The organism is Stenotrophomonas sp. MMGLT7, assembly GCF_021168555.1.
GTDB lineage: Bacteria > Pseudomonadota > Gammaproteobacteria > Xanthomonadales > Xanthomonadaceae > MMGLT7.
Genome location: NZ_JAJOZS010000005.1, coordinates 274,554 through 301,523 on the forward strand (window position 1 = coordinate 274,554; position 26,970 = coordinate 301,523).

The window sequence follows — 26,970 nt, forward strand, 5'->3', positions numbered from 1 at the left end:
CCAGCGGGCGCCCTCGCCAGTTCAGTTCGTTATCTGCACGTCATCGACATAAACATTGACGTCATACGCGGTCTGCGCACGGTATAGCCAGATCGCGTCCAGGGTGACGCTGGCGGCGGTGATCGCGCCGTTGCCGCCGGCCCAGGCGTTCCACTGCGCGTCGTCGGTGAGCGACCACGACACGTAGGTCCAGGTGTTGGCCGGCAGGGTGCGGCTGAGCGAGCGTTCGGTGCCGTCGCTGTCGTCGATGCCCACCGCCACGCTCAGGCCGCTGCCGGCCGGGTAGACCCAGAAGCCGATCGTGCCGCCGCTGCGGGTGAGCGCGGTGTTCGAGGAGGGCGAGCCGGCGCCGGAGAGCAGCCGCACCGACCAGGCGGCGGAGCTGGCGCTGTCGTCCTTGAGCAGGACCCGCAGCGAGCAGGCGCCGTTGCGGGCGGTGCTGCAGTCGCGGGTCGCGGTCGAGCCGCTGCCGATGCCGGTGGTGCTGCCCGAGTAGGTCGGGCTGGTGGCGAAGTGGCCGACGCTGCTCTCGAAGCCGTCCAGCACGCTGGCGGTGCCCGAGCCGCCGCTGCCGGGGTTGAGCAGGGCGTAGTAGCGCGCCCAGTTCCAGTTGATGCCCGGGTCGGTGTGGGTCTGCCCGCTGAAATGCTGGTGGCCCTTGATCTTGACGCTGTCGGCGAGCACCTGGATGCCGCTGCTGGGTGCGCCGCTGTAGGCGCTGGCGCAGGGGATGGCGCTGTAGCCGGCGCAGAAGCTGCGCACCAGCGCCGCCGAGGCGTCGTACATCGCGCTGGTGTACCAGGAGCTGTTGTCGACGTAGCCCTCGTGCTCGATGCCGAGGGTGTAGGCGTTGTGGTTGCGCACGTGCCAGGCGGTGTGGGCATTGCGCACCATCTGCGTGACCTGGCCGTCGGAGCTGCGGATCACGTAGTGGGCGCTGACCTGGGCGGAGGCGTTCTTGAACCAGGAGATGGTGCCGGCGTAGCTGCCCTGGGCGGTGTGCAGGGTGACGGCGCTGACCGCGGCACTGCGCGAGGCGGTGTAGTTCGAGGACGAGGCCGGATCCCAGATCGCCGGGCCGTAGTCGGTGCTCTGGATGCCGGCATCGGTGTCCGTCGCGGTGTTTTCGGTCGACTGTGCGCGGGGGTCGGGGGTGTCGCGCCGCTGCAGGGTCTCGGTGACCGGGTCGATGCCGATGCCGCCGGCCTCGATGCGGTCGCGGGTGGCGTCCAGCCGCAGCATCGGCGCGCGCAGCTGGATCAGCCGCTGCACGTCGAAGGCGCGTTCCCATTGCACCGGCCGCTCGGGCACGACGATGCCGCGGTCGTCCACGCCGCGGTCCAGCGCCAGCAGTACGTCGTAGGCGAAGCTGCTGCGTGCGTAGTCGTCGATGTTGCCTTGCGCACGGATGCCCGCCTGCGGCGAGAAGCCGGCGTAGCGCTCCAGGGCCGGGCGGATGTCCTCCAGCGCGGGCGCCAGCGAGATGCCCGTCAGGCCGGTCCTGTCGCCGGCGGGGAAGTCCTGGCGGATCTGCCGGTCGAGCAGTGCGGCGGCGGCCAGGATGTTGGTGAGCGGGTCCTCGCGGACCTGCTGCGGTCGCACGCCGAGCAGCTGCGCGGCCTCGGACACCTGGTCGGCGAAGCCCTGGCCGCCGTACAGGCCCATCACGCCATAGGCCGCCGGCATGTGGTTGTGGGCGTGCTGCTGGCCCTGCAGCGGATCCGGCCGCAGGTGCTGCCAGCGGGTCTGCACGTAGGCGATCGATTCCAGCGTGCCTGTGGGAATGGCCGGATAGCGCGCATGGGCCTGGCGGAAATGGCGCGCGAACGCCTGGCGTTGCGGCAGCACCTGCAGTTCCTCGTTGCGCAGTTGCGTGTCCAGCACCGTGGATGGTGCGGAAGCGGCTGCCTGGGCAAGACCGTTGCCGCTGGCCATCAGGCCAGCCAGCGCGATGCACAGTGTGTGTCGGTAACGTCGTTCCATGATGCATACCTCGACAAGAGAGCCCCCTGCACCGGCGGTTTTACCGTGCATTGCCGCGATCGCCGGAATGGATGCCCGGTTGTGTGACCGGTGTTGCCCCGGCGATGTGTCGGCGTACGTGAAATGACGGCCGCCGCGATGGCGGCGAACGATGGTTCCGCGTTTCCCGGGGCCGGATCCAGCCGGTCCGCAATGCCGATAACGGCCGATGTCACCGGCCCATCCTTAAGCCATGCGCGGCGATGCTTTGTCGTCGTGCATCGCGTTGCGCCGTGGCGGGCACGATTCTGCGTCCTATCCGCGCACTGGCGAGGGAAAGGCCGGAGCCGGGCATAGGATGATCCCGGCGCCGCGAAAGCGGCCGACGACCTGGATTTGGGAGAGTCCCATGAAACGCGTTGCGATGACGAAGTACATGACGGTGCTGGGCATGGTCCTGGCGTTCTGTACGGCCGGCACGGCCTGGGCCGAGAAGGACGGTTCCAGGTTCTATCTGCCCGGCGACATGACGATGGCGCAGGCGCACAAGGCCATCGAGGCGGCGGTGAAGCAGGCCAATGCCCAGGACACGCTGATGAACGTCGCGGTGGTCGATGCCGGCGGCAACCTCAAGGCCTTCGCGCGCATGGACGGCGCTTTCCTGGCCAGCATCGACATTTCCATCCGCAAGGCCAGGACCGCCCGTTCGCTGAACATGTCCACGCTGCAGCTCGCCGAGCTGGCCAAGCCCGGCGGCGAGCTCTACGGCATCGAGGTCGTCGATGGCGGCACGATGATCTTCGGCGGCGGCGAGCTGATCGTGAATCGCAGCGGCCAGGTGATCGGGGCCATCGGGGTGAGCGGCGGCTCGGTGGCGCAGGACGTGGCGGCGGCCAAGGCCGGGGCGGCGGCGCTGGCCGCGGAGTGAACGAAGGAGTGTGGTTGCCGGTTCGCGTGGCGTCGCGGCCGCGGCCGCATGGGGAGATCGGCGCCGGCGCGTGTCCGCGCCCGCCGGTCCCCGGATCTCCGGCTCAGCGGCGGATCCGCGCGGTGCTCCAGCCGCGGGTACGGAATTCGCCGCTGTCGCCGGTGAGGGCATAGCGCGTGGCGCGCCAGGCGGACGTCAGCGGCCCGGCTTCCCAGCCGCGCGCCAGCCTGTATGCCTTGCAGAAGTGCCTGACCATGGGGCACTTCTAGCACGCGTTTGTTGACGGATTGTTGGCGCAGCGGCGCGGGACCAGGACGAAGCCCTGCCTGGGCACGCGCGCGCGCGGTTTGCCGCGGACGGTGCGCTGGCATGCCGGCGGCTGGCCGCCTTGCCGCTCAATCCGCTGGCAGCTGCGCCGCCGGCACCGGCCGGCCCAGCAGCCAGCCCTGGCCCAGGGCGTCGGGGGCCAGCCGCAGCACGCTGGCGGCCTGCTCCTCGCTTTCCACGCCCTCCACCACCAGGCCGACCTGCAGGCGCCTGGCCAGGGCGCAGATCGGCTCGATGATCAGTTCCACCGGCGAGCCGGTGCCGATGGAGCCGGTGAACATGCGGTCGACCTTGATCGCATCGATCGGCAGCCTGGCCAGGTAGGCCAGGGTGGAATAGCCGGTGCCGAAGTCGTCGATGTAGAACCGGTAGCCGCGCTCGCGCAGCCTGCCGATGCTCTCGGCCAGCTCCGCGTGGCCGGTGGTGGAGCGCTCGGTGATCTCCAGCACCAGCCGGTCGGCGGCGATGCCATGGTGGCGGATCTGCTCGTCGAGGTAGCGATGGAAGTCCGGATCGGCGATTTCGGCCACGGACAGGTTGAGGCTGACGTAGAAGCCGTCGTCGCCGCGCAGGCGCGCGCCCAGCTCGGCCAGCGCCTTGCGCACCACCTGGCGGGCCATCGTCCCGGCCAGGTGCAGCTCTTCGGCCATCGCGACGAACACGTCCGGTTCGACCCACTGGCCGGACTCGCTGCACCATCTCGCCAACGCCTCCACGCCCGCCAGCCGGCGGTCGCGCAGGGGGCGCAGGGGCTGGTAGTGCATGACCAGGCCGTCGCCCTCCAGCGCGCGCTGCAACTGCATGGGCAGCGACCGCCGGCGCATGCGGATGCCGACGATCGTCAGGCCGATGCCGATGCCGGCCAGCGCGCCCAGCAGGCCCAGCCCGGCGGCCTGCACCGGCGATTCGGCGAACAGGCCGGCAGGGCGGTAGTAGGCGACCGCGCAGACGTTGAAGCCGCTGCTGCAGCGGCGCAGCTGTCGGGTGCGGCCGAGCGGGTCCCGGCCGGCGCCGACGTGCGCCTGCAGGCGGGCGACATCGCCGAGGGCGTTGTAGGTGTAGCGTCCGTCGCGGCTGAGCAGCAGGGCGGCCATGCCGGAGCGGGGCGGGTCCATGCCGGCGAAGGCCGCCGGTGCGGTCGCCACCGTCACGTCCCGATAGGCGCTGGCGTCGGCGACGATGCGCGGGTCGGGCGGGTACCGCGTGGCCTTCCAGAAGCGGTAGCCGTCGTGTTGCAGGTCGGGACGGGGGAGCGGCTCGGCCTGATGGATCACGCCCCAGGCGCCCGAACAGACCACGTGGTTGTCGCGCAGGCGGCCGACGTCGCGCAGGAAGCGGGACTGGAACATCAGGAACCTGAGCTCGGCGATGTCGGCCTCCGAGCAGGGCGCGGTCCGCAGTTCATGGGCGCGCTGCAGGGTTTGGCTGGAGTCGGCGGCCACCTCGATGGCGCGCGCCAGCAGCTTGTCGGCATAGGTATCGAGCGCGGCCTGCTGTCGCCCCGCCTGCAGGATCCGCCCGCCCGCCAGGGCCGCGGCCGCGGTGGCCAGCAGCAGGATGCAGACGATCAGGCAGTCGCTGCCAAGCAGCCCTTTCCGGGATAGGTGGAAACTCATGCTCGTTCCTGGTTCATGGCCTGGCGGTGACAGGCGAGGGTTCCTGCTGGCGTGTTCGTTGCATCGGCCAGGCCGTGCCGATATTGAGCGTCGTCCTCGACCGGAACATTGCGGTACCCGATGCGGAAAGGCTAGTGTCCTCGACCGGCCTTCTATCCACTAGCAGGAAGATCCACCGCCATGCCCGCCAACAACCGCCTTGCCGCCTCGCTCGCCCTGGGCCTCGCCCTGGGCGCCCCAGCCCATGCCGACGAAGGCATGTGGATGCCCGCACAATTGCCGCAGCTGGCCGATACCTTGCGCGAGGCCGGTTTCCGCGGCGATCCGGGCGAGCTGGCCGATGTCACCCGGCCGCCGCTGAGCGCGGTGGTGAAGGTCGGTGGCGGCACCGGTTCGTTCGTCTCCGCCGACGGCCTGCTGCTCACCAACCACCACGTCGCCTTCGGCGTGATCCAGTACAACTCCAGCGCGAAGGAGAACCTGATCGACGAAGGTTTCGTGGCCAGGGACCGCGGCGACGAGCGTGCCGCCAATCCCGATTTCCGGGTGCTGGTGACGGTCGGCTTCGACAAGGTCACCGACCAGGTGCTGGCCGGCGCGCGCGGCAAGCACGGACGCGCCTACTTCGATGCGGTGGATGCGGCCAGCAAGCGCATCGTCGCCGACTGCGAGGCCGGCGGGCAGGTGCGCTGCAGCGTGGCCAACATGTACTACGGCACCGACTTCTACCGCATCACCCAGCTGGAGCTGAGGGACGTGCGCCTGGTCTACGCGCCGCCGCGCGCCATCGGCAACTACGGCGACGAGATCGACAACTTCATGTGGCCGCGGCACAGCGGCGACTTCACCCTGCTGCGCGCCTACGTCGGCCGCGACGGCAAGCCGGCCGCCTACAGCGCCGACAACGTGCCGTACCAGCCGCCGGCGCACCTGCAGATCGCCAGCGAGGGTCCCAAGGCCGGCGACTACGCGATGCTGGCCGGCTATCCCGGCACCACCTACCGCCATCGCACCGCGGCCGAGTTCGACGAGCAGGTCAACGCGGTGCTGCCGCAGCGAGTGGAGGTGCTGGACCAGCTGATCGGCGTGATCGAGGCACAGGGCCGGCGCGACGCCGATGCCCGCACCCGCTACGCCTCGCAGCTGCAGTCGCTGAAGAACAACCGCAAGCGCGCCGCCGGCGAGCTGGAAGGCCTGCAGCGCAGCGATGCGGTGCAGCTGCGCCGGCAGGACGAGCGCGGCATGCTGGCCGCCACCGGTGGCGCCGATGCGCGCGACATCGCCGCCCTGCAGCAGGTGCTGGCGCAGGGCTCGGCACAGCGCGAGCGCGACCTGCTGCTGGGGCTGGCCGGCGCGCAGACCCAGCTGTTCAGGGCGGCGCTGGCGCTGGAGCGGCTGCGCGCCGAGGCCGCCAAGCCCGATGCCGAGCGCGAGAGCGGCTACCAGCAGCGCGACCTGGCGCTGATCGAGGGCCAGCTGCGGCAGGCGCAGCGCCGCTACGCGCCGGCGGTGGAGAAGGCGCTGCTGACGGCGCTGTTCACCCGCTACCAGCAGTTGCCCGACGCCCAGCGCGTGCCCGAGTTCGATTCCGCCTTCGGCCGCACCCCGGCGCAGCTGGCGGCCGCGCTCGACGCGCTGTACGCCGGCACCCGGCTCGGCGAGGAGGACCAGCGCCTGTCGCGGCTGGCCGCCGCACGCCAGGGCCAGCCGCTGGCCGCCGACCCGCTGCTGGAACTGGCGGCCAAGCTGGTGCCGGCGCAGCTGCGCCTGGAGGGCGAGCGCAAGGCGCGCGAGGGCGAGCAGCTGCGCCTGCGCCCGGCCTACATGCGCGCGCTGGTGGCCTGGCGCAAGCAGCAGGGGCGCGCGGTGTATCCGGACGCCAACAGCACGCTGCGGGTGAGTTACGGCCGGGTCGAGCCGCTATCGCCGCGCGATGCGGTGAGCTACGCGCCGGTGACCACGGTGGCCGGCATCGTCGAGAAGAACACCGGGCAGGTGCCGTTCGACGCGCCGAAGCCGCTGCTGGAGGCCATCGGCAAGGGCGACTTCGGCAGCACCGCCGATCCCCAGCTCAGGACCCAGCCGGTGAACTTCCTCACCAACCTGGATACCACCGGCGGCAATTCCGGCTCGCCGGTGCTCGACGCCCAGGGACGGCTGATCGGCCTGAACTTCGACAGCAACTGGGAGTCGGTCAGCGCCAGCTGGTGGTACGACCCGCGCTACAAGCGCGCCATCCACGTGGACATGCGCTACCTGCGCTGGCTGATGGCCAAGGTGTACCCGGCCCCGCAGTTGCTGCAGGAGATGGGATTGCCGGCGCAGTGAGGTTTCCTTAGCCGCGAGGCTGCTGTTACCGGCGGCGCCGGCCACCGCGTGCCGGCGGACTGCCGGCACGCCAGCCGCACGAGGTGCGCGGTCGTCCCGCCGCCGCCTTGGCGATCGTGCCGCGAGCTGCCGCTGCGCCTGCACCGGGGTTCCCGCGGGTCCTCGATCGCATCGCATACGGAGCGATCCGCGCCGGCGCCGGGAAGTCGTCCGCTGAGGTGACAGCGGCATCGGTCGAGGACGATGCCGACGAAACCGTGGCACTTCCGTTCCCGCGGCCGCTGCCCGGTTGTCGCGAGGCGCTTGCACGCCGGGTTGCCGGCGCCTGGTCGACGCAGAATGTCGGCAGGCAAGGCCGATGCTTTCCCCTGTGGCGCGCGAACGCGTGCGCCATTCCGGCGCGGACATGCCCGCTTTCCGCAACCGTCCTTCCGGGCCACCGATCGTCAGTGGACCGGTTGCCTGTCGCTGCGACGTGGCTTCGCGTCACGGACGCGATTGGCCAGCGACGGCATTCCCCCTGTCCGATCCCGGGCAACGGCGCCGAGGCGAAACCCGTGACGTCGACGCCGCCGGCAGCGGCCTCCGCCGGCCACACCGACGCTGCGGCCGCGCGCGATCCGCTCGTTCTCCGGTGGGACACGAACCCGTGTGCCCGGCGATCGCCGTAGCCAGTCGATCGGCGGATGGTTTGATCAGGTTTCCGCATGAAAGTCAGGGAGGTCCCGACCCTAGAATCAAACACAGGAAACGACGGCAGCTAGTGCGTCGACCAGGACATCCGCACAGGCCGGAGGTCCCGGAAATCCGGATTCACGGCTGACGAGTGCGGGGAAATGGAACCGAAGAAGAACGATCTCGGCGCATGGGGCAGGAAGTACGGGCTCCTGCTGGCTGTCTTGGTACTGCTTGCGGTGTGGCTGCTGCCGACGCCGGAGGGGATGCAGCCCGTCCAGCACCAGATGCTCGCCATCTTCTGCGGCATGGTCGTGCTGTGGATCACGCAGTGCGTCAGCTTCGCCACCAGCGGCATCATCCTGATCCCCGTTCTCTACCTGTGGGTCGGCAACGCCACCGGCGCGGTCGACGCGTCCGGCCACCTGGTCCGCTCGGCCGACTTCGCGCTGGCCGGCTACGGCACCTCCTCGCTCTGGCTGCTGGTCGCCGGCTACATGATCTCCACCGCGATGATCGCCACCGGCCTGGCCAAGCGGCTTGCCCTGCTGATGCTCAAGCGCTTCGGCAAGACCCCGTTCGGGGCGACGCTGTCGCCGATGATCGCCGGCCTGATACTGGCGCCGCTCACGCCCTCCAACACCGCCCGCTGCGCGGCGATCCTGCCGATCGTCGAGGGCGTGGCCCAGGCCTACAAGCTGGAGAAGGGCAAGAGCAACTTCGGCAAGGTGCTCTACCTGGCCAACATGTACTCGCACTCCACCACCGCCGGCGCCTTCCTGACCGGGACGATCCCCAACCCGGTCGCCATCGGCATGATGCTCGGCGCCATGGGCGGGGTGGTATCGAGCCAGACGAGCTGGGGGTTCTGGGCGATCGCGGCGTTCCCGACCAGCTTCGTGCTGCTGATCGCGACGATCTACCTGCTGTTCTGGCTGTTCCCGTCGGAGATCAAGGAACTGCCCGGCGGGTTGTCCTACATCGACGTCGAACTGGCGGCGCTCGGCCCGGTGTCGGCCAGGGAAAAGCGGGCGCTGGGGTACTTCATGCTGGCCCTGCTGCTGTGGTCGACGGACATGGTCCACCACCTCAACTCGACCATGGTCGCGCTGCTGGTATCGGCGCTCATGCTGCTGCCCCGCTTCGGCGTGCTGAGCTGGAAGGAGGCCCAGCAGGGCATCCCGTGGGACCTGTTCGTGTTCTTCGGCGGCGTCATCACGCTGAGCGGGATCACCACCACCACCGGCGCCTTCGCCTGGGTCATCAACAGCGTGATCGGCGGCCTCGGCCTGGAAGGCGTGTCCATGCTGCCGTTGCTGATCGCCTTCATGGGCTTCCAGATCTTCAGCCATGTCATCTGGTCGACCACCACCGCCATGGCCGGGGTCATGATCCCGATCTACATCGGCATCGCCCAGGCGTTCGGCTTCCCCATCGTCGGCTTCGTCCTGCCGCTGGCCATCCTCGGCTCGTACGCATGGTTCCTGCCGTTCAACACCATGACCAACATCATCATGTACGGGCCGGGGTACTTCACCGTCGCCGAGCAACTCAAGTCCAGCATCCTGCTGGGACTCATCGCATGGGCCCTGTGGGCGGTCACGGCCCTCACCTGGTTTCCGCTCATCGGCCTGTACTGAAGGCGCGGCTCCCGGCGATCCGTCTCCGGGAACGACGCGGAAACCGCACCACCTGAGGAGTATGGAGATGCTTAGAAGATCACTCGTCGTCAGTCCGAAGGACACGGTGGCCGTCATCCTCGAGGACGGCCACCGGGGAGACACGGTGCGTACCGCCGATGGCGACATCGTCCTGCTGGAGGACGTCGAGTTCGCGCACAAGTTGGCCATCGTTGACCACGCCGGAAGGCAGCCGGTCATCAAGTACGGGCACGAGATCGGCTACGTCGATCAGGCAACACCCAAGGGAAGCTGGATCCACAGTCATAACCTGCGTTGCGACCGCGGTACCTAGGGTGCGTCATCCACTGCCGAGCGGGCCGCGTTGGACCTGCATGGCCGTCAGAGCCTGCCCCGCGGCGCCGGATGGCGGCCATGCAGGCCCAACCCGAAGGACCGCGCCTGCGCGCACCCGGGACGGCGTCATCGCTCGGGCGTGGATGCACATCCACTTCCTCCCTCTTCCTTGCCCCAGGCGCGCGCAGGAGCGGCGCGACCTGCCCGGCAATGGATGACACACCCCAAGGAGACATGATCATGAAATTCATGGGCTACAAGCGTCCGACCGGAAGGGCCGGGATCCGCAATCACATTGCGATCATCCCTTCCGTCTTCTGTGCGAACACGACCGTGGCGCGCATCGCCGCGCAGGTCGAGGGATCGGTGGCGCTGCGCCACCCGGTGGGGTGTGCGCAGGTGGGTTACGACCTGGAGATGACCGCGCGCACCCTGAAGGCGATGGGTACGCACCCCAACGTGGCCGGGGTGCTGGTGGTGGGATTGGGCTGCGAGCGCTTCAAGCCTGCCGAGCTCTACGACAGCATCAAGGCCTCGGGCCGGCCGGTGGAGATGCTGGTGATCCAGGACGAAGGCGGCTCCACCAGGACCATCGAGGACGGCGTGAGGATCGTCCGCGCGATGGTCGAGCAGGCACGCGCGGCCAGGCGCGTGGAATGCGACATGTCCGAGCTGATCGTCGCGCTCAAGTGCGGCGGCACCGACGCCACCAGCGGCCTGGCCGCCAACCCGACCCTGGGCGCGATGTGCGACAGGCTCACCGCCCTGGGCGGCAGCGCGATCATCTCCGAGCTCAACGAACTGCTCGGTACCGAGGACCTGCTGGCGGCGCGGGCGATCAACGAGGAGGTGGCGGTCAAGATCTACAACGCCATCTACGAGATCGAGGAAGTCCTGCGCAGCGCCATCGACCCGCGTTTCCCCAGCCGCAATCACCTCATCTCGCCCGGGAACTTCGACGGCGGCGTGAGCTCGATCGTCGAGAAGGCGCTCGGCGGCTACCACAAGTCCGGCAGCTCGCCGATCGTGGACGTGCTGCAGTACGCCCTCCCGCCCCGGCTCGACCAGCACGGCATGTTCGTCATGAACTACGAAAGCCACGACGGCGAGGTGGTGACCGGCATGGTCGGCTGCGGTGCCCAGCTCGTGGCCTTCACCACCGGGCGGGGAAACCCGACCGGCTTTCCGATAGCGCCGGTGCTGAAGGTCACCGGCAACGCCAAGACCTTCCAGAAGATGCGCGAGCACTTCGACTTCGACGCCAGCCCGGTCATTTCCAGGGAGGCGCCGTTCGAGGAGACCGGCGCGGACTTCCTCGACATGGTGATGCGCGTGGCCAATGGCGAACAGACCGCCTCGGAGAAGTTCGGCAGCGACGAGCTGTTCTGCGTTGCCCGGCGCCAGGGCCCGCAATCGGTGATCGAGGAGCGGCGCAAGCGCGTGGATTCCTACTGCCCTGCCTGACCGCCGGTTCCGGGGCGGGCCCGGTCTCCATCGGCCTGCGGCCGGTGGCGGTCGGGTGGCGGCGGCGGATTCCTTCCGCCGCGGGTGCCGTCGTCCGGGAGGCGACGGGCCGGACCATCCCCGGGTGTCCGAAGCCAATGCCTTTCGAGGCCTTCGGGTGTCTGGAGATTGCAGATCGCAGCGCTTTCCCTGCGCAGTCGCACAGGGAGGGCCTCGGCTCGCCATCACCGGATCCGCCCGCGGCGGGCCGAGGCCCGCCCGATACCAGTGAGCGACGACGATCTCCCGAGGCACTCCCGTCTGGCGCCTTGCTCGGCCGGATGACGTAGCAGGCGGGATCGCGGGCCGGAGCGCGTCCCGATGCCTCGCGGTCTTCCCTGCGCCATGCCGATCCGCCGGAGACAGCGATGCGGGCGGTCGATCAGGTCTGCCCGGCGGCAACGGCGCACCCGGGCTCGCCTTGCGGGACGCGGGCCGGGCCCCTGGAGTCCTGGCCTCCCATGTCCGTGAGGCGCTGCCAGAAGCGCTCGGCGGTCCAGGTCAGCCGAGCGCGCGGCCGGAACAGGCGTATCTCGATCGGGATCTCCTCCAGCGGTCCCTCGATCCTGGCCAGGCGGCCGTCCGCGATGTCGTTGGCGACCAGGCTCAGCGGCGACCACGCCAGCCCGTGCCCGTAGCGCGCCATCGTCACCAGCGCGGTGGCCAGGTGCGAGGAAAAGCACGGCTGCGGCAGCGGCGGCTGCCCCGTCTCGTTCCAGGCGGCCGCCAGGATGCGTCCCATCCACGACGTGGCCGAATAGCCCAGGTAGGGCACCGGCTCCCCGGCCCCGGACGCGGCCAGCGACGGCTTCGCCACCGGGACGAGCACGTCATGGCCGAGCAGGATCGAATGGAAGCGCTGGTCCGGCAGGCCGACCGGGACCTTCGGATGGTGGTGGCAAAGCAGGAACTGCACGTTCCCCTCGATCATCCGCTGCTGGCAGCTGATCATGATGTCGGCCGTGAGCTGCACCGCGGCCATGAATGGCGCGGTGCCCTTCATCCGGTGCAGCCATTGCGGGAAGAAGCTCAGCGACAGCGCCTGCGTCGATGCGAACCGCAGCGTGTCCGCAGCTGATTGCGCCGCGGTGCGCGCATCCTCGCGCCCGGCCTCGAGCTGGCGCAGCGCTTCCTCGGCGAACGGCTTGAGCCGTTCGCCGGCCGCCGTCAGTTCGATCGAATGGGTCCGCCTGTCGAACAGGGGCGTGCCCACCCATTCCTCCAGGCACTTGATCCGCCGGCTGAGGCCGGCCTGGCTGATGGCACGGCGATCGGCCGCGCGGGAGAACCCTCCCGAACTGACGACCGCCAGGAAATCCTTCAGCCAGATCGTGTCCATCGCCTCGTTCCAATCGTTCACGGGGGCAATGCCAGGGCATCCATGCGAGGCACTCGCCCGCCCCGGCTCCCGCACGATCGCGGTGCATGCGCGGGCCGGGGCGGCATGCTGCCATCTTCGGCCGGTGCGGGGAGGCGGACAATGATCCAGGTCAACCCGGACCTTCCGAAGCGGCATGGCGGCCCGGATCGCGCGCAGGGATTCATGGCACATGCCGCAGCGTCCGCCATCCCGCCGCGGCGGCCGGCGCCGGCAAGCCGCTGGCGTCGCGCCACGGAAGTCCGCACGGCTGCCGCACGGACCCTCCGCATGCCGGCAGCGGCCGCGCAGGCCGGGTTCTGCAATTCACGGGGTGGATCGCTAGACTGGCAGCCGCCCCACGAGGAATCGCCCCTTGCTTTCGAGCTGGCTGCTGTTCGGTGTTTCGGTCTGCTATGCCGCGCTGCTGTTCGGCGTGGCGTGGTGGGGCGACCGCCATCCGCTGTATCCGAACCGGCCGTGGCTGCGGCCGGTGGTCTACAGCCTGGCACTGGCCGTGTACTGCTCGTCGTGGACCTTCTATGGCGCGGTCGGCACCGCGGTGCGCCATGGCATCGGCTACCTGCCGATCTACATCGGCCCGCTGCTGCTGCTGCTGTTCGGCTGGCGCATCATCGAGCGCCTGGCGCTGATCGCGCGCAGCCAGAACACCGTCTCCATCGCCGACTTCATCTCCTCGCGCTACGGCCGCTCGCAGCGGCTGGCCGCGCTGGTGGCGGCGATCGCGCTGGTCGGCGTGGTGCCGTACCTGGCGCTGCAGTACAAGGCGGTGGCGATGAGCGTGGAGGTGCTCAGCGGGCGCGGCGGCGGCGCAGGCTTCTGGAGCGACCCGGCGTTCTACGTGGCGCTGCTGATGGCCACGTTCGCCGCGTTGTTCGGCACCCGCCAGGTCGATGCCACCGAGCACCACCACGGCATGATGCTGGCCATCGCGCTGGAGTCCATCGTCAAGCTGGCGGCGATGGTGGCGGTGGGCGTATTCGCCTGGCTGCTGCTGGGCAGCCGCCAGATCGACGCCGGCGCCGCCACCCGCACCCTGTTCGAGAACGCGCCGCCGGTCGGCTTCATCGCGCAGACGCTGCTGAGCTTCCTGGCCATCGTCTGCCTGCCGCGGCAGTTCCACGTGGCGGTGGTCGAGTGCGGCGACGTCGGCGACATCCGCCGCGCGCGCTGGATGTTCGGCATCTACCTGGTGCTGATCTCGGCCATGGTGGTGCCGCTGGCCGCCGCCGGCGTGGCGCTGTTCGGGGCCGGCGGCAGCGTGGCCGACGATGCCATGGTGCTGGCGCTGCCGATGGCCGGCGGCCACAACGTGCTGGCGCTGGCGGCGTTCGTGGGCGGGTTCTCCGCCGCCACCGGCATGGTCATCGTGTCCTCGATCGCGCTGGCGACGATGATCAGCAACGACCTGGTGATGCCGCTGCTGCTGCGCCGTACCGGCCACAGCGTCACCGCCTCGGCGGTGGCCTCGCGGGTGCTGTGGATCCGCCGCCTGGCGATCGCGCTGCTGGCGCTGATGGCGTACGGCTACTACCGCGGCAGCAGCGACGACAGCAGCCTGGCCTCCTACGGCCTGATGGCCTTCGCCGCGGTGGCGCAGTTCGCTCCGGGCGTGATCGGCGGGCTGTACTGGCGCGGCGCCAGCCGCCGCGGGGTGGAGGCGGGCATGGCGCTGGGCTTCGCCACCTGGATCTACACCCTGCTGCTGCCGGCGCTGACCCAGTCCGGCTGGCTGCAGGCCGACTGGCTGCAGCAGGGGCCGTTCGGCATCGGCTGGCTGCGGCCGCAGCAGCTGTTCGGCATGAGCGGCTGGGACCCGCTCACCCACGGCACGTTCTGGTCGCTGCTGATGAACATCGGCGCGCTGATGGTGGTGTCGGCGCGCTCGCGGCCGAGCGTGGACGAGCGCCTGCGCGCCGCGCCGTTCCTCGATCCCTACGCGCAGCGGCCGGCGGTGGCCGGCATGTGGCCCGGCCACGTGCGCGTGGGCGACCTGCTGGCGCTGGCCGAGCGCGTGGTCGGCCAGCGCCACGGCCATCGCGCCTTCAGCGAGCAGGCGCAGCTGCTGGGCCGCGAGCTGCAGACCGGCGCGGTGGCCGACCGCGCCTGGGTGCAGTTCACCGAGCGCCTGCTGGCGGCCTCGATCGGCGCGGCCTCGGCGCGGCTGGTGCTGACCAGCCTGCTGCGCGGCTCGGGCATGGACCTGGGCGAGGTGGTGGCGGTGCTCGACGAGGCCGGCCAGGAGCTGCGCTTCAACCGCGAGATCCTCTCCACCACGCTGGAGAACATCAGCGCCGGGGTCAGCGTGGTCGATCCGGAGATGCGCCTGACCGCGTGGAACCGCCGCTACCAGCAGATGTTCGGCTATCCCGACGGCATGCTCTACGTCGGCCGCCCGGTGGCCGACCTGATCCGCTACAACGCCGAGCGCGGCGAGCTGGGCGAGGGCGACGTCGAGGACCAGATCGACCGCCGCATCCGCCACATGCGCGCCGGCACCCCGCACGTGTTCGAGCGCACCCGCAGCGACGGCAAGGTGATCGAGATGCGCGGGCAGGCGCTGCCCGGCGGCGGCTACGTCACCAGCTACAACGACATCACCGACTACAAGCGCGCCGAGAAGGCGCTGCTGGAGGCCAACGAGACGCTGGAGCAGCGCGTGGCCGAGCGCACCCGCGAGGCCGAGATCGCGCAGCAGTCCAAGACCCGCTTCCTGGCCGCGATCAGCCACGACGTGCTGCAGCCGCTCAATGCGGCGCGGCTGTTCACCTCGGCACTGCGCGACGCCCACGGCCAGAGCGAGGAGCAGCGGCACCTGGCCGAACGCATCGATGCCTCGCTGCGTGCGGCCGAGGAACTGCTCGACGGCCTGCTCGACGTCTCGCGCCTGGACGCCGGCGGCCTGCGCCCGAGCATCGACGAGTTCGATGCCAGCGTGCTGCTGCGCGAGCTGGCCGCGCAGTACGCGCCGGTGGCGGCCGGGCGCGGCCTGCAGCTGCACGTGCATGCACGCAGCATGTGGGTGCGCAGCGACCGCCGGCTGCTGCGCCGGGTGATGCAGAACTTCATGGCCAACGCGCTGCGCTATACCCGCAGCGGCCGCATCGTGCTCGGCATACGCGGCCGCGGCGACCAGGTGGAACTGCAGGTATGGGATACCGGACCGGGCATCCCGGCCCACCACATGCGGCAGATCTTCGACGAGTTCCAGCGCTACCAGCAGCCGTTCGACTGGGGCGAGCAGGGCCTGGGCCTGGGCCTGTCGATCTGCCAGCGCATCTCGCGCGTGCTCGGCCACGACCTCAAGGCGCGCAGCGTGGTCGACAGCGGCAGCATGTTCTCGATCGTGGTGCCGCGGGTGGCCGCGCATCCGGCCCCGGTGCCGGCCACGCCGGTGCGCTCGCGCGCGGAAATGTCCAGCGGCGAGTCGCTGGCGGGGTTGCGCGTGCTGTGCGTGGACAACGACCGCGAGATCCTGGACGGCATGCGCGCGCTGCTCGGCCGCTGGCAGGTGCAGGTGATCGCGGCCACCACCGTCGACGAGGCGCTGCGCAAGGTCCACGAGCGGCCTGACGTGATGCTGGTGGACTACCACCTGCACGACCGCCTCGACGGCCTGGACACGCTCGATGCCCTGCGCAAGGCCACCCCGCAGCCGATCCCGGGCGCGTTGCTGACTGCCGACGGCCGCGACGAGGTCAAGCAGCTGGCACGCGAGCGCGGCTACCGGCTGCTGACCAAGCCGGTCAAGCCGGCCTCGCTGCGCGCGTTCCTGTCGGTGTTCCACGATTCGGCGCGGGCGGCTGGGCCGAATTTCTGATCCTGGGACGCCGGTAGCTGGAGACCGGCGTTCCGTTCGTGAGCGGATCTCGGAGGCGGTCCACCGTCCCGCATCGCCATACCGTCATCGCCGCCCGGCACCAGGCGTTCGCGGGGTTTTTCCTTCGGCCGCGATCGCCGGCGGCCGTGGGGTCCGGCGCCTGTGATGAGGCGGGTGGGATGCAGGGCACGGATGCGTTCCGCCGGACCGCGGAACGGCTGGAATCGAAGCGGCGATCGTCGGAGAATCGGCTGGGAAGAGGCCAGATGCGGGTCCGGCGCGATGGGCATGCCGGTCGTCGGCATCCGTGTGGCCGCGGCCTGACTTGCGGTGGGAAATAGGGAAAGGGAAACGGGTTCGGTTCTACGAGCCGGCGCCGGTTACTGATTGGAGCCAGGGACCGATGGGCATGTGGATCTTCTTGGGCGGATGCATCGTAGGGGCGGTCGTCGGCGTGGTCGTCATGGCGATCTGCGTGGCGGGCAGGTTCGACGAAGGCTTCGAGGCAGGCGACGCGGCGCGCGAGCGCCCCGCCGGCCGGTGTGGCGAGATCGCTGCGGGGGCACGGATCGAGACCGGCCCCGGGTGCGATCCCACGGCGGCGAAAGTGCGGCGTCCGGCTGGGTGAAACAGTGGCGTGGCGGGGACCCGGCACCTGCGCGTGGGTCGCGCCGGCGCGGCTACGCCAGCCCTTCCAGATGCTCGTAGAGGATGACCGAGCCGATCACGACCAGGATCACCCCGCCCAGGACCTCGGCACGGCTGCCCACCAGCGTGCCGATCAGGCGTCCGACCATGATGCCGAGCGTCACCATCACCAGCGTGCACAGGCCGATGGCCACCGCCACCACCACGATGTTGACGTCGATGAAGGCCAGGCCCACGCCGACCGCCATCGCGTCGATGCTGGTGGCCAGCCCGGTCATCGCCAGGGTCCAGAACCCGTGGCGCTGCGAATCGGCCGGTTCCGGCGTGCCATCGCTGCGCAGTCCGGCCACGATCATGTGCACGCCGAGCGCAAGCAGCAGGAAGAACGCGATCCAGTGGTCGAACGTCTCCACGTAGCGCGACGCGGCACGCCCGAGCAGCCAGCCGATCGCCGGGGTCAGCGCCTCGATGCAGCCGAAGATGGCGCCCGCGCGCAGCGCATCGCGCAGGCGCGGCTTCTGCAACTGCGCGCCCTTGCCGATGGCGGCGGCGAATGCATCGGTCGACATGGCGAAGCCGAGCATGAGGATGGAGACAGGAGACATGGCAGTGGCGGAAGGCCGGGCGGGGGTGACGACGCGCGGGCACGCCCAACCTTCGTTGTGCTCGCTCGCCGTTGGTCTCGCCAACCGGAATGGTTGCCCACACCACGGCGCAGCGGCCGAGCATGTTGACGTGGGCGCTTCCTGGAACGGAAGCAGGCTACTCCCCAAGGGTGCGCGCAGTGTAACAGCGAAAAACCCGGGGAAAACCGCTTCCATGCAACGCGCAGGCCGGCTCATGCTTCTTAGCCGGCACTATATCCGGCACCCAAAGCGCCTCCTGCTTGGCGCCGTCCGGGGAACAGCATCGGAATGAGCAACCGTCAGTCGAAGGGGGGCTCATGCATGCCCGGAAGCTTGAACGCGTCGTCCCCGCGCAGCCGGGAACCCAGCGACTTTCGCCGTGGGATCGATCGGCCACGAAAACGCTCGGCGACCCCGTTCCAGAAGACAAAGGCACCGGGTCCCCGCCCGCGCGGGGACGACGAACAGAACGATGCCGGTCCGCGATTCGAGTTCCGCTGTTGCCGGCGCTGTCGCGCTACCGCTACCGCAGGCGTCTGCCGGAGGCGGACGGCGTGCCGGCGGCGGGGCTCACAGCGGCGTCAGCAATGGCTCGCCGGCAAGGAAGCGGCGCGCGTTGCCGATGAAGTGCCGTTCGGAGCGGGCCACCGCTTCCGGCGACCAGCCGCCCAGGTGCGGGGAGATCACCAGGGTGTCGTAGCCGATCAGTTCGGCCGGCGGCTCCGGCTCGCCCTCGTACACGTCCAGCGCCGCGCCGGCGATCTGCCCGCTGGCGAGCGCGCGCGCCAGTGCGGCGGTATCGACCACGCTGCCGCGCGCGACGTTCACCAGGAATCCCTGCGGCCCCAGCGCGGCGAGCACGCGGTCGCCGACCAGGTGGCGGGTGGGCGCGCCGCCGGGCACGGTCACCACCAGGTAGTCCGCCCAGGCGGCGAGCGCCTCGGCGTCGTCGAAGCGGCGGTAGGGCACCTCGCCATGGACGCTGCGTGCGACGTAGCCGATCTCCATGTCGAAACCCGCGGCGCGGCGCGCCACGCCCTGGCCGATGGCGCCCAGGCCGAGCAGGCCCATGCGCTTGCCGGAGACGTTGGCCGGCATCTCCAGCGTCGAGCGCCATACGCCCTGGCGGCACAGCCGGTCGTAGCGCACCACCCGCCGCACCGCCGCCAGCAGCAGCGCCATGGCATGGTCGGCCACGCAGGCGGCATTGGTGCCGGCGCCGTTGCCCACGGCGATGCCGCGCGCATGCGCGTGGGCCACGTCGATGTTCTCGTAGCCCACGCCCAGCGCGCACACCAGCCCCAGCCGCGGCAGCGCGTCCATGTCGGCGGCGGCGAAGCCGGTGGTGCCGTTGCTCAGGACCATGCGGATGTCGCCGGCGCGCTCGCTCATCGCGGCGCGGCGGGTCGCCGGGTCGGGTGCGTAGATCAGGTCGAATTCGTCGGCCATCGCCTGGCGGCCGGCGTCGGTGAGCTGGACCAGCGCCAGCAGGGTCGGTGGGGTCACGGCAGGGTCCACGGCGGACGGGGAGAGCACCGGCATCATCTCGCAAGCGATGCACGCGCGACAGTGGCTGGCGTTCGGTCCCGCAAGGGACTTGTCGTTCGTCGTCCCCGCGAAGACGCACGACTGTTCTGGGAAGTTTTCCTGCCTGGCCGCCGAGGGCTTGCGGCACAGGCCTTGCGACCTCGCTGGCAACGGCGGGACCGGGCCGCGGGCCGCCATCCGTGTGCTCGTCGTCCCCGCGCAGGCGGGGACCCAGTGGCTGTGCCTTGAAAGGTGGGAGTTACCGGGAGATTGAGTCGCCGATCAATTTCACCGCGCAAGTCGCTGGGTCCCCGCCTGCGCGGGGACGACGAGTTCGATTTTCCTGGGCATGAGTTGCGTCACTTCGACCGATAGGGGCGCGGTCCCGCATTTCCCAGGACAGTCGTGCGTCTTCGCGGGGACGACGCCAGATTCCCTGCGTGACGGAATCCGGCCGTGCGAGGCCACGCGCCGTCGGCGTCAGTCCTCTTCCGGCGGCAGCACGATGCCGTCGCTGTCGATCGCCAGCTTGCCGGCCATCAGCACCGCCTGGGTGCGGTTGGTGACGCCGAGCTTGCGCAGGATCGCGGTGACGTGCGCCTTGATGGTGGCCTCGGACACGCCCAGGTCGTAGGCGATCTGCTTGTTGAGGCGGCCGGCGCCGAGCATCTGCAGCACCCGGAACTGCTGCGGGGTGAGTTCGCGCAGGCGCTGGCCGACCGCGCGCTCCTCGTGGTCGATCGGCGGCACGTTGTGCGCCTCGGCCGGTACCCAGCGCTCGCCGTCGAGCACCGTGCCCAGCGCCTGGCCGATGGTGTCCGAGTCGGCCGACTTGGGGATGAAGCCGAACGCGCCGTGGTCGAGCGCGCGCCGCATCACCGTCGGTTCCTCGCGCGCGGACACCACCACCACCGGCAGCTGCGGGTGCAGCGAGCGCATGTGCACCAGCGCGGAAAAACCCTGCGCGCCGGGCATGTTGAGGTCCATCAGCAGCAGGTCGGCATCGGCGTGCGCGTCGGCCAGCGCGTACAGCGCCTCGACGCTGTCGGCCTCGAACAATTGCACGCCGGGCATGATGCGTTGCACGGCGCCGCGCAGGGCTTCGCGGAACAGCGGGTGATCGTCGGCGATGAGCAGGGTGGGCATGGGGGTGGAGCCGGGATTCGGGAGTGGGGATTGGGGATTGGCAAAAACAACATCAGATCATACGCAGCATCTGTGGAGAGGGAACGGGGCGGGATCGCTCTTGCGAATCCCGACTCCCGGCTTTTCACAGCCGAATGGCTGGTCATCCCGATGCGCGCAGCGCTTCAGCGCGCCAGCCGTTCGTTGACCAGGGAATCGACCACCGACGGATCGGCCAGCGTGGAGGTGTCGCCGAGCTGGTCGGGCGCGTTCTCGGCGATCTTGCGCAGGATGCGGCGCATGATCTTGCCCGAGCGGGTCTTCGGCAGCCCCGGCGCCCACTGCAGGTGGTCGGGCGAGGCGATCGGGCCGATCTCCCTGCGCACCCAGGCGATCAGCTCCTTGTGCAGCTCCTCGCTCGGCGTCTCCTCGGCGATCAGGGTGACGTAGGCATAGATGCCCTGGCCCTTGACGTCGTGCGGGAAGCCCACCACCGCGGCCTCGGCCACCTTGGGGTGCGCGACCAGCGCGCTCTCCACCTCGGCGGTGCCGATGCGGTGGCCGGAGACGTTGATCACGTCGTCCACGCGGCCGGTGATCCAGTAGTAGCCGTCGGCATCGCGGCGGCAGCCGTCGCCGGTGAAGTAGGTGCCCGGGTAGGTGCGGAAGTAGGTGTCGATGAAGCGCTGGTGGTCGCCGTAGACGCTGCGCATCTGCCCCGGCCAGGAATCGAGCAGCACCAGGTTGCCCTCGGTGGCGCCTTCCAGGCGGTTGCCGTCGGCATCGACCAGCGCCGGCTGCACGCCGAAGAACGGCAGCGTGGCCGAGCCCGGCTTGAGGTCGGTGGCGCCGGGCAGCGGGCTGATCAGGATGCCGCCGGTCTCGGTCTGCCACCAGGTGTCCACGATCGGGCAGCGGCTGTCGCCGACCACCTCGTAGTACCAGCGCCAGGCCTCCGGGTTGATCGGCTCGCCGACGCTGCCGAGCAGGCGCAGGCTCTTGCGCGAAGCCTTCTTCACCGGCTCCTCGCCCTCGCGCATCAGTGCGCGGATGGCGGTGGGCGCGGTGTAGAAGATCGTCACCTGGTGCTTGTCGATCACTTCCCAGAAGCGCGACACGCTGGGGTAGTTGGGCACGCCTTCGAACATCAGCGCGGTGGCGCCGTTGGCCAGCGGGCCGTAGACGATGTAGCTGTGGCCGGTGACCCAGCCCACGTCGGCGGTGCACCAGTAGATGTCGTCCTCACGCAGGTCGAACACCGTCTCGTGGGTGTAGGCCGCGTACAGCAGGTAGCCGCCGGTGGTGTGCAGCACGCCCTTGGGCTTGCCGGTGGAACCGGAGGTGTAGAGGATGAACAGCGGGTCCTCGGCGTTCATGCGCTCCGGCTCGCACTCGGCGGGCTGGCTGTCGACCACGTCGTGGAACCAGCGGTCGCGCGGGGCCTGCATGTCCACCGCGCCGCCGGTGTGGCGCACCACCAGCACGGTCTCCACGGTATCGGTGCCGGGGATCTTCAGCGCGGCGTCGACGTTGGCCTTCAGCGGCACCTTCTTGCCGCCGCGCAGTCCTTCGTCGGCGGTGATGATCAGCTTGCTGCCGCAGTCGATCACGCGGTCGGCGATCGAGTTGGCGGCAAAGCCGCCGAACACCACCGAGTGGATCGCGCCGATGCGCGCGCAGGCCAGCATCGCCACCGCCGCGTCGGGGATCATCGGCAGGTAGATGGTGACGCGGTCGCCCTTGCCGACGCCGAGGCTGCGCAGCGCATTGCCGAGCCGGCACACGCGCTCGTACAGCTCGCGGTAGCTGACGGCGTAGGACGGCGAATCCGGGCCGTCGGGTTCGAACAGCAGCGCGGTCTTGTCGCCGCGCTTGTCCAGCTGCCGGTCCAGGCAGTTGACGCTGGCGTTGAGTTCGCCGTCGGCGAACCAGCGGATGTGGAAGTCGTCGAGCTTGTAGCTGACGTCCTTGATCCGGGTCGGCTTGGTGTACCAGTCCAGGCGCTCGGCGACCCTGCCCCAGAAGGCTTCCGGCTGCTCGACCGACTCGCGGTAGAGCTTTTGGTAATGCGCCTTGTCCACCCGCGCGTTGGCGGCGAAATCCGGCGGTACGGGATAGATGTCTGTCATTGCACCCTCGCTTGCGATGAGCCTGTTCGTGGAGTGTGGACGCGCGCCGGCCCGGCGCCACGCCACCGCGAGCGTATTGCGCATCGCGGTATGCCGGCCAGTTTGCCGCATCCTCCGCGCTTGCGAAGTCGCCTCGCGCTTAGACCATGGTCTTAAACCGCTGAAATGCAAGGCTTGCTTCGACCAAAGACGAATAGGCGGTGGTGCGGGGCTCGCGCACGCTCAGCCGCAGCCGTCATCGTGCGGCGTTCCATTATTCGGGAGGGAGTAATGAACCATCGCATCGCAAGACGGATGCGCCGTCCGCTGGCCGTGGCGCTGCTGGTAGCGCTGGTGGCGCCGGGCGCCGCATTCGCACAGACCGCCCGCGAGAAGGCGTTGGAGTCGCGCGTGGCCGAACTCGAGCGGCAGGTGCAGGCGCTGCTGTCGGCGCAGCAACAGCAGCAGGGCCAGATCGCGCAGACGCAGGCGCAGGTCGGCGAGGTCAGGTCGGCCCAGGCGGCCGCGCCGGCGCCGCTGCCGGCCGACAAGCAGCCGATCCAGCTCACCTCGATCACGCCCAAGGCCACTCCCGGCACCACGTTCTCGTTCGGCGGCTTCATCAAGGCCGATTTCATGGCCACCCGCACCGGCGACGGCCAGCTGGCCGACGACGCGGTCGGCCGCAACCTGTACCTGCCGGGGCAGACGCCGGTGGGCGGCTCGTCCTCGGGCACCGACTACAACGCCCACGCCAAGTTCTCGCGCATCAACTTCGCCCTGGACAGCGTGAGCGAGGGCGGCAACAAGGCCGGCGCGATGGTGGAGCTGGACTTCTTCGGCAACTCGCTGGGCAACCAGACCGCGACCAACACCTACGGCGCCACCCTGCGCCATGCCTACATGTACTGGAACAACTGGCTGGCCGGCCAGACCTGGTCCAACTTCATGGATGCCACGATCCTGCCGGAAGCGGCCGACTTCGTAGGTCCCACCGATGGCACGCTGTTCGTGCGGCAGGCGCAGATCCGCTACACCAACGGCGGCTTCAGCGTCGCCCTGGAGAACCCGGAGACCACGCTGATCGGCGGTACCAGTTCCGACCGCGGTTCGGTGCCCGACCTGACCGCGCGCTATGGCTGGAAGGGCGACTGGGGCAGCTTCGGCATCGGCGCGCTGGCCCGCCAGCTCAAGGTCGACAACCGCGCCACCGGCGCCAACGCCAGCAAGTTCGGCGGCGGCCTGACCCTGGGCGGCAAGTGGGTGGCCGGCGATGCCGACACCTTCGTCTACCAGATCAGCGGCGGCGAGGGCATCGCGCGCTACGTCGGCCTGGGCATCACCCAGGACGCGGCCCACGACGCGGTCGACGATCGCCTGGATACCACCGGCGTGCTGGCCGGGTTCGTCGGCTGGCGCCACCAGTTCACCCCCAAGCTGCGTACCGGCCTGATCTACGCGCGCAGCGACTACGACAACGACACCGCGCTGACCGGCCTGGCCGTCACCAAGAGCGTGCAGAGCATCCGCGGCAACGTCTTCTACACGCCGGTGCCCAAGGTCGACATCGGCGCGGAGCTGATGTACGGCAAGCGCGAGATCGAGAGCGGCGAGAAGGGCGACATCACCCGCCTGCAGTTCACCACCAAGTACAGCTTCTGAGGGCGGTTTCCCTCGTTCGACGCGATGGCGGCGGCGCGGCACCTGGGAGGGACTTCCCGCGCCGCCGCCATCCACCCCGACCCCACGGTCCATCGGTTTCGTGGCCTGCGGTTCCCCGAGCCGCGGTTCACGACGTGATCTCCATCCATCCCGCTACATGACGCTTCGGAGGGGAAGCCCCTATGTCCACCACAGCCAGCAATACCGGCCAGCCGGCCACACTCACCCAGGGCCACAAGAAGGTCATCTTCGCGTCCAGCCTGGGCACCGTGTTCGAGTGGTACGACTTCTACCTGTACGGCTCGCTCGCCGTCATCATCGCCCGGCAGTTCTTCAGCGGCGTCAACGAAACCACCGGCATGATCTTCGCGCTGCTGGCCTTCGCCGCCGGCTTCTTCGTGCGTCCGTTCGGCGCCGCGTTCTTCGGCAGCCTGGGCGACCGCATCGGGCGCAAGTACACCTTCCTGGTGACGATTCTGATCATGGGCATCTCCACCTTCCTGGTGGGCGTGCTGCCGAACTACGCCTCCATCGGCGTGGCCGCGCCGGTGATCCTGATCGTGCTGCGCCTGGCCCAGGGCCTGGCGATGGGCGGCGAGTACGGCGGCGCGGCCACCTACGTGGCCGAGCATGCGCCTCCGGGCAGGCGCGGCCTGTACACCAGCTTCATCCAGACCACCGCCACGCTGGGCCTGTTCCTGTCGCTGGCGGTGATCCTGGGCTGCCGGCTGTGGCTGGGCACCGAGGCGTTCGAGGCCTGGGGCTGGCGCATCCCGTTCCTGGGTTCGATCGTGCTGCTCGGCATCTCGGTGTGGATCCGCCTGCAGCTGGCCGAATCGCCGCTGTTCCAGCAGATGAAGGCCGAGGGCAAGGGCTCGAAGATGCCGTTCCGCGACAGCCTCAAGGACGGCAACTTCAAGCTGATGCTGCTGGTGCTGTTCGGCGCCACCGCCGGCCAGGCCGTGGTCTGGTACGGCGGCCAGTTCTACGCGCTGTTCTTCCTGCAGAGCACGCTGAAGGTCGACCCGACCGTGTCCTACCTGCTGATCGCCGCCGCGCTGCTGCTGGGTACGCCGTTCTTCCTGTTCTTCGGCTGGCTGTCGGACAAGATCGGCCGCAAGAAGATCATCCTGTTCGGCTGCCTGGTCGCGGCCATCACCTACATCCCGCTGTTCAAGGGCATCACCCACTTCGCCAACCCGGCGGTCGAGGAAGCCCGCAACAGCGCCCCGGCGGTGGTGATCGCCGACCCGGCGACCTGCAGCTTCCAGTTCGATCCGGTCGGCGTGCGCAAGTTCACCAGCTCCTGCGACGTGGCCACCGCCGCGCTGACCCGCGCCGGCGTGCCGTACAGCGTGCAGCCGGCACCGGCGGGCTCGCTGGCACGGCTGAGCGTGGGCGGCAACGAGGTGACGTCGTTCGAGGCCGAAGGCCTTTCCGCCGACGAGCTCAAGGCACGGCAGGGCGAGTTCGGTGCGTCGCTGAAGGCCGCGGTGACCTCGGCCGGCTATCCGGAGAAGGCCGACACCGCCCGCATCAACGTCCCGATGACGATCCTGCTGCTGTGGCTGCTGGTGCTGTACGTGACCATGGTCTACGGCCCGATCGCCGCCTACCTGGTCGAGCTGTTCCCCACCCGCATCCGCTACACCTCGATGTCGCTGCCGTACCACATCGGCAACGGCTGGTTCGGCGGCTTCCTGCCGGCGATCTCCTTCGCCCTGGTCGCCGGTACCGGCAACATGTACTACGGCCTGTGGTACCCGATCGGGATCGCGGTGATGACGCTGGTCATCGGCACCTTCTTCCTGCGCGAGACCAAGGACGTGGACATCACCAAGTAGCGGCAGGAGCCGCCCCGGGCCGGAGCGATCCGGCCCGCGCGAACGCCGGCCCGGGAGGCCGGCGTTCGCGTTTGCGGGACCGGTCGGTCCGAGGTCGATGATCGAAGGGTCGAGGGTCGTGGGATTCAGGTGGCGTCGGCAAGCGACGGCACCCACCCCCTGCTTTGCAAGTGAGGCGGAGAGCCACCGCGCCGCAAGCGGGCATCGCCGGCCGCGACGGCGAACGCGTCGCCCTGCGCCCGCGAGGGAGCGGCGGAGCGTTCGGGTTCATGGGCGTCGGGGCGTGGCCCCCGACTCTGCGCGACGTCGAGCTCGTCCGCCTGCGCGTGGCAGGGCGGGCGTCGTCGTGGTAGGACAACCTGGCTGCCCTGGGAGCGATGTAGGGGCAATGTAGGAGCGACTTCAGTCGCGATGGGGCTTTACCGGCAAGGCTTCATCGCGACTGAAGTCGCTCCTACATCGCTCCTAAAGGGGACTGCCGTGCACTTCCCGCACGCGCCTCACTGCGCCGCGCAGGCCGCGTCCTTGCCGGCCAGCGCCGCGCAGATGCGCCTGCGGCAGTCGATGCCCTTGAGCGTGTTGGCGGGCGGGCAGCGGCGCAGCCGGGCCTGGACGGCGGGGTCGGAGGTCGAGGCGGCGTTGCGCCGGCTCATCGAATCGAACATCGCATCGCTCTCGGCGCGTTCCTTGCGGTCGCGCGCCTGGATCTCGGCGATCAGCGTGTCCATCGACTCGTGCCGCGGCGTCTCCGTGTTCTCCTTTTGCTTGATGATCCCGAGCAGGGTCGCCAGCAGGTCGGCATCCTCGGCCTTGCGCGGCTTGGCGCGGGCGGCGGCGGACGCGCGCGCCGGGGTCCGGCCGGCGGCGGCCGGGGCCGCATCGGCAGGCGCGGCGGCAGCGGCGAGCGGCTGGCCGGC

Annotated in this window: 17 protein-coding genes and 1 pseudogene; 9 read left to right on the forward strand and 9 right to left on the reverse strand. The window is 69.8% G+C overall.

Translation table 11 applies throughout. The features are described from left to right. Positions 1-21: 21 nt before the first annotated feature. Positions 22-1,983: a peptidoglycan recognition family protein gene (locus LRX76_RS09295; RefSeq protein ID WP_231804366.1), complete on the reverse strand. Its 1,962-nt coding sequence runs from the start codon at positions 1,981-1,983 to the stop codon at positions 22-24. A 388-nt stretch (positions 1,984-2,371) separates the two neighbouring features. On the opposite strand from LRX76_RS09295, the gene LRX76_RS09300 reads away from it, so the two are divergent. Beyond that, on the forward strand, positions 2,372-2,890 hold the full coding sequence (locus LRX76_RS09300; RefSeq protein WP_231804368.1) for a heme-binding protein: 519 nt from the start codon (positions 2,372-2,374) through the stop codon (positions 2,888-2,890). 103 nt (positions 2,891-2,993) lie between these two features. Here the strand turns inward: LRX76_RS09300 and LRX76_RS09305 are convergent, their stop codons facing one another. Further along, positions 2,994-3,146, reverse strand: coding sequence for a hypothetical protein (locus LRX76_RS09305; protein WP_231804370.1), 153 nt, complete (start codon positions 3,144-3,146; stop codon positions 2,994-2,996). A 139-nt stretch (positions 3,147-3,285) separates the two neighbouring features. Beyond that, a complete protein-coding gene (locus LRX76_RS09310) occupies positions 3,286-4,833 on the reverse strand; it encodes an EAL domain-containing protein (RefSeq protein ID WP_231804372.1) in 1,548 nt (515 codons plus the stop codon). A 180-nt stretch (positions 4,834-5,013) separates the two neighbouring features. On the opposite strand from LRX76_RS09310, the gene LRX76_RS09315 reads away from it, so the two are divergent. The 4 genes from LRX76_RS09315 to LRX76_RS09330 all read left to right on the forward strand — a co-directional run bounded on the left by LRX76_RS09315 (position 5,014) and on the right by LRX76_RS09330 (position 11,276). Then, positions 5,014-7,161: a S46 family peptidase gene (locus LRX76_RS09315; protein WP_231804374.1), complete on the forward strand. Its 2,148-nt coding sequence runs from the start codon at positions 5,014-5,016 to the stop codon at positions 7,159-7,161. A gap of 836 nt (positions 7,162-7,997) precedes the next feature. Further along, positions 7,998-9,476 carry a DASS family sodium-coupled anion symporter gene (locus tag LRX76_RS09320; RefSeq protein WP_231804376.1) on the forward strand — a complete coding sequence of 493 codons (1,479 nt, stop codon included), beginning with the start codon at positions 7,998-8,000 and terminating at the stop codon, positions 9,474-9,476. A gap of 67 nt (positions 9,477-9,543) precedes the next feature. Beyond that, positions 9,544-9,810, forward strand: coding sequence for a UxaA family hydrolase (locus LRX76_RS09325; protein ID WP_231804378.1), 267 nt, complete (start codon positions 9,544-9,546; stop codon positions 9,808-9,810). 251 nt (positions 9,811-10,061) lie between these two features. Next, positions 10,062-11,276 (forward strand): UxaA family hydrolase, encoded by a 1,215-nt coding sequence (locus LRX76_RS09330; RefSeq protein WP_231804415.1) that lies wholly within the window; start codon positions 10,062-10,064, stop codon positions 11,274-11,276. A gap of 421 nt (positions 11,277-11,697) precedes the next feature. On the opposite strand, the gene LRX76_RS09335 is transcribed toward LRX76_RS09330, so the two are convergent. Continuing rightward, the gene (locus LRX76_RS09335) at positions 11,698-12,867 is read right to left on the reverse strand and encodes a LysR family transcriptional regulator (RefSeq protein ID WP_231804380.1); all 1,170 of its coding nucleotides are present in this window, start codon (positions 12,865-12,867) and stop codon (positions 11,698-11,700) included. A 181-nt stretch (positions 12,868-13,048) separates the two neighbouring features. Between LRX76_RS09335 and LRX76_RS09340 the strand changes: the two genes are divergently transcribed. Next, positions 13,049-16,513 carry a PAS domain-containing hybrid sensor histidine kinase/response regulator gene (locus tag LRX76_RS09340; RefSeq protein ID WP_231804382.1) on the forward strand — a complete coding sequence of 1,155 codons (3,465 nt, stop codon included), beginning with the start codon at positions 13,049-13,051 and terminating at the stop codon, positions 16,511-16,513. Between the two features lie 403 nt (positions 16,514-16,916). Next, positions 16,917-17,141, forward strand: coding sequence for a hypothetical protein (locus LRX76_RS09345; RefSeq protein ID WP_231804384.1), 225 nt, complete (start codon positions 16,917-16,919; stop codon positions 17,139-17,141). A 52-nt stretch (positions 17,142-17,193) separates the two neighbouring features. Here the strand turns inward: LRX76_RS09345 and mntP are convergent, their stop codons facing one another. From mntP to acs, 4 genes are all read right to left on the reverse strand, one after another. After that, entirely contained in the window at positions 17,194-17,766 is a 573-nt protein-coding gene (mntP, locus tag LRX76_RS09350; RefSeq protein ID WP_231804387.1) for a manganese efflux pump MntP, read from the reverse strand. A gap of 591 nt (positions 17,767-18,357) precedes the next feature. Beyond that, positions 18,358-19,293 carry a 2-hydroxyacid dehydrogenase gene (locus LRX76_RS09355; RefSeq protein WP_231804389.1) on the reverse strand — a complete coding sequence of 312 codons (936 nt, stop codon included), beginning with the start codon at positions 19,291-19,293 and terminating at the stop codon, positions 18,358-18,360. Positions 19,294-19,794: 501 nt separating this feature from the next. Further along, positions 19,795-20,460, reverse strand: a complete 666-nt coding sequence (locus tag LRX76_RS09360) for a response regulator transcription factor (RefSeq protein ID WP_231804391.1) — start codon at positions 20,458-20,460, stop codon at positions 19,795-19,797. A 164-nt stretch (positions 20,461-20,624) separates the two neighbouring features. After that, positions 20,625-22,568, reverse strand: a complete 1,944-nt coding sequence (acs, locus tag LRX76_RS09365) for an acetate--CoA ligase (protein ID WP_231804393.1) — start codon at positions 22,566-22,568, stop codon at positions 20,625-20,627. Positions 22,569-22,838: 270 nt separating this feature from the next. Between acs and LRX76_RS09370 the strand changes: the two genes are divergently transcribed. Both LRX76_RS09370 and LRX76_RS09375 read left to right on the forward strand, forming a co-directional pair. Then, on the forward strand, positions 22,839-24,209 hold the full coding sequence (locus LRX76_RS09370) for a DcaP family trimeric outer membrane transporter (protein ID WP_231804395.1): 1,371 nt from the start codon (positions 22,839-22,841) through the stop codon (positions 24,207-24,209). Positions 24,210-24,391: 182 nt separating this feature from the next. Beyond that, positions 24,392-26,053, forward strand: a complete 1,662-nt coding sequence (locus LRX76_RS09375; protein WP_231804397.1) for an MFS transporter — start codon at positions 24,392-24,394, stop codon at positions 26,051-26,053. Between the two features lie 500 nt (positions 26,054-26,553). On the opposite strand, the pseudogene LRX76_RS09380 reads toward LRX76_RS09375, so the two are convergent. Then, positions 26,554-26,970 (reverse strand): annotated as a pseudogene (locus tag LRX76_RS09380) (hypothetical protein); the annotation flags it as partial.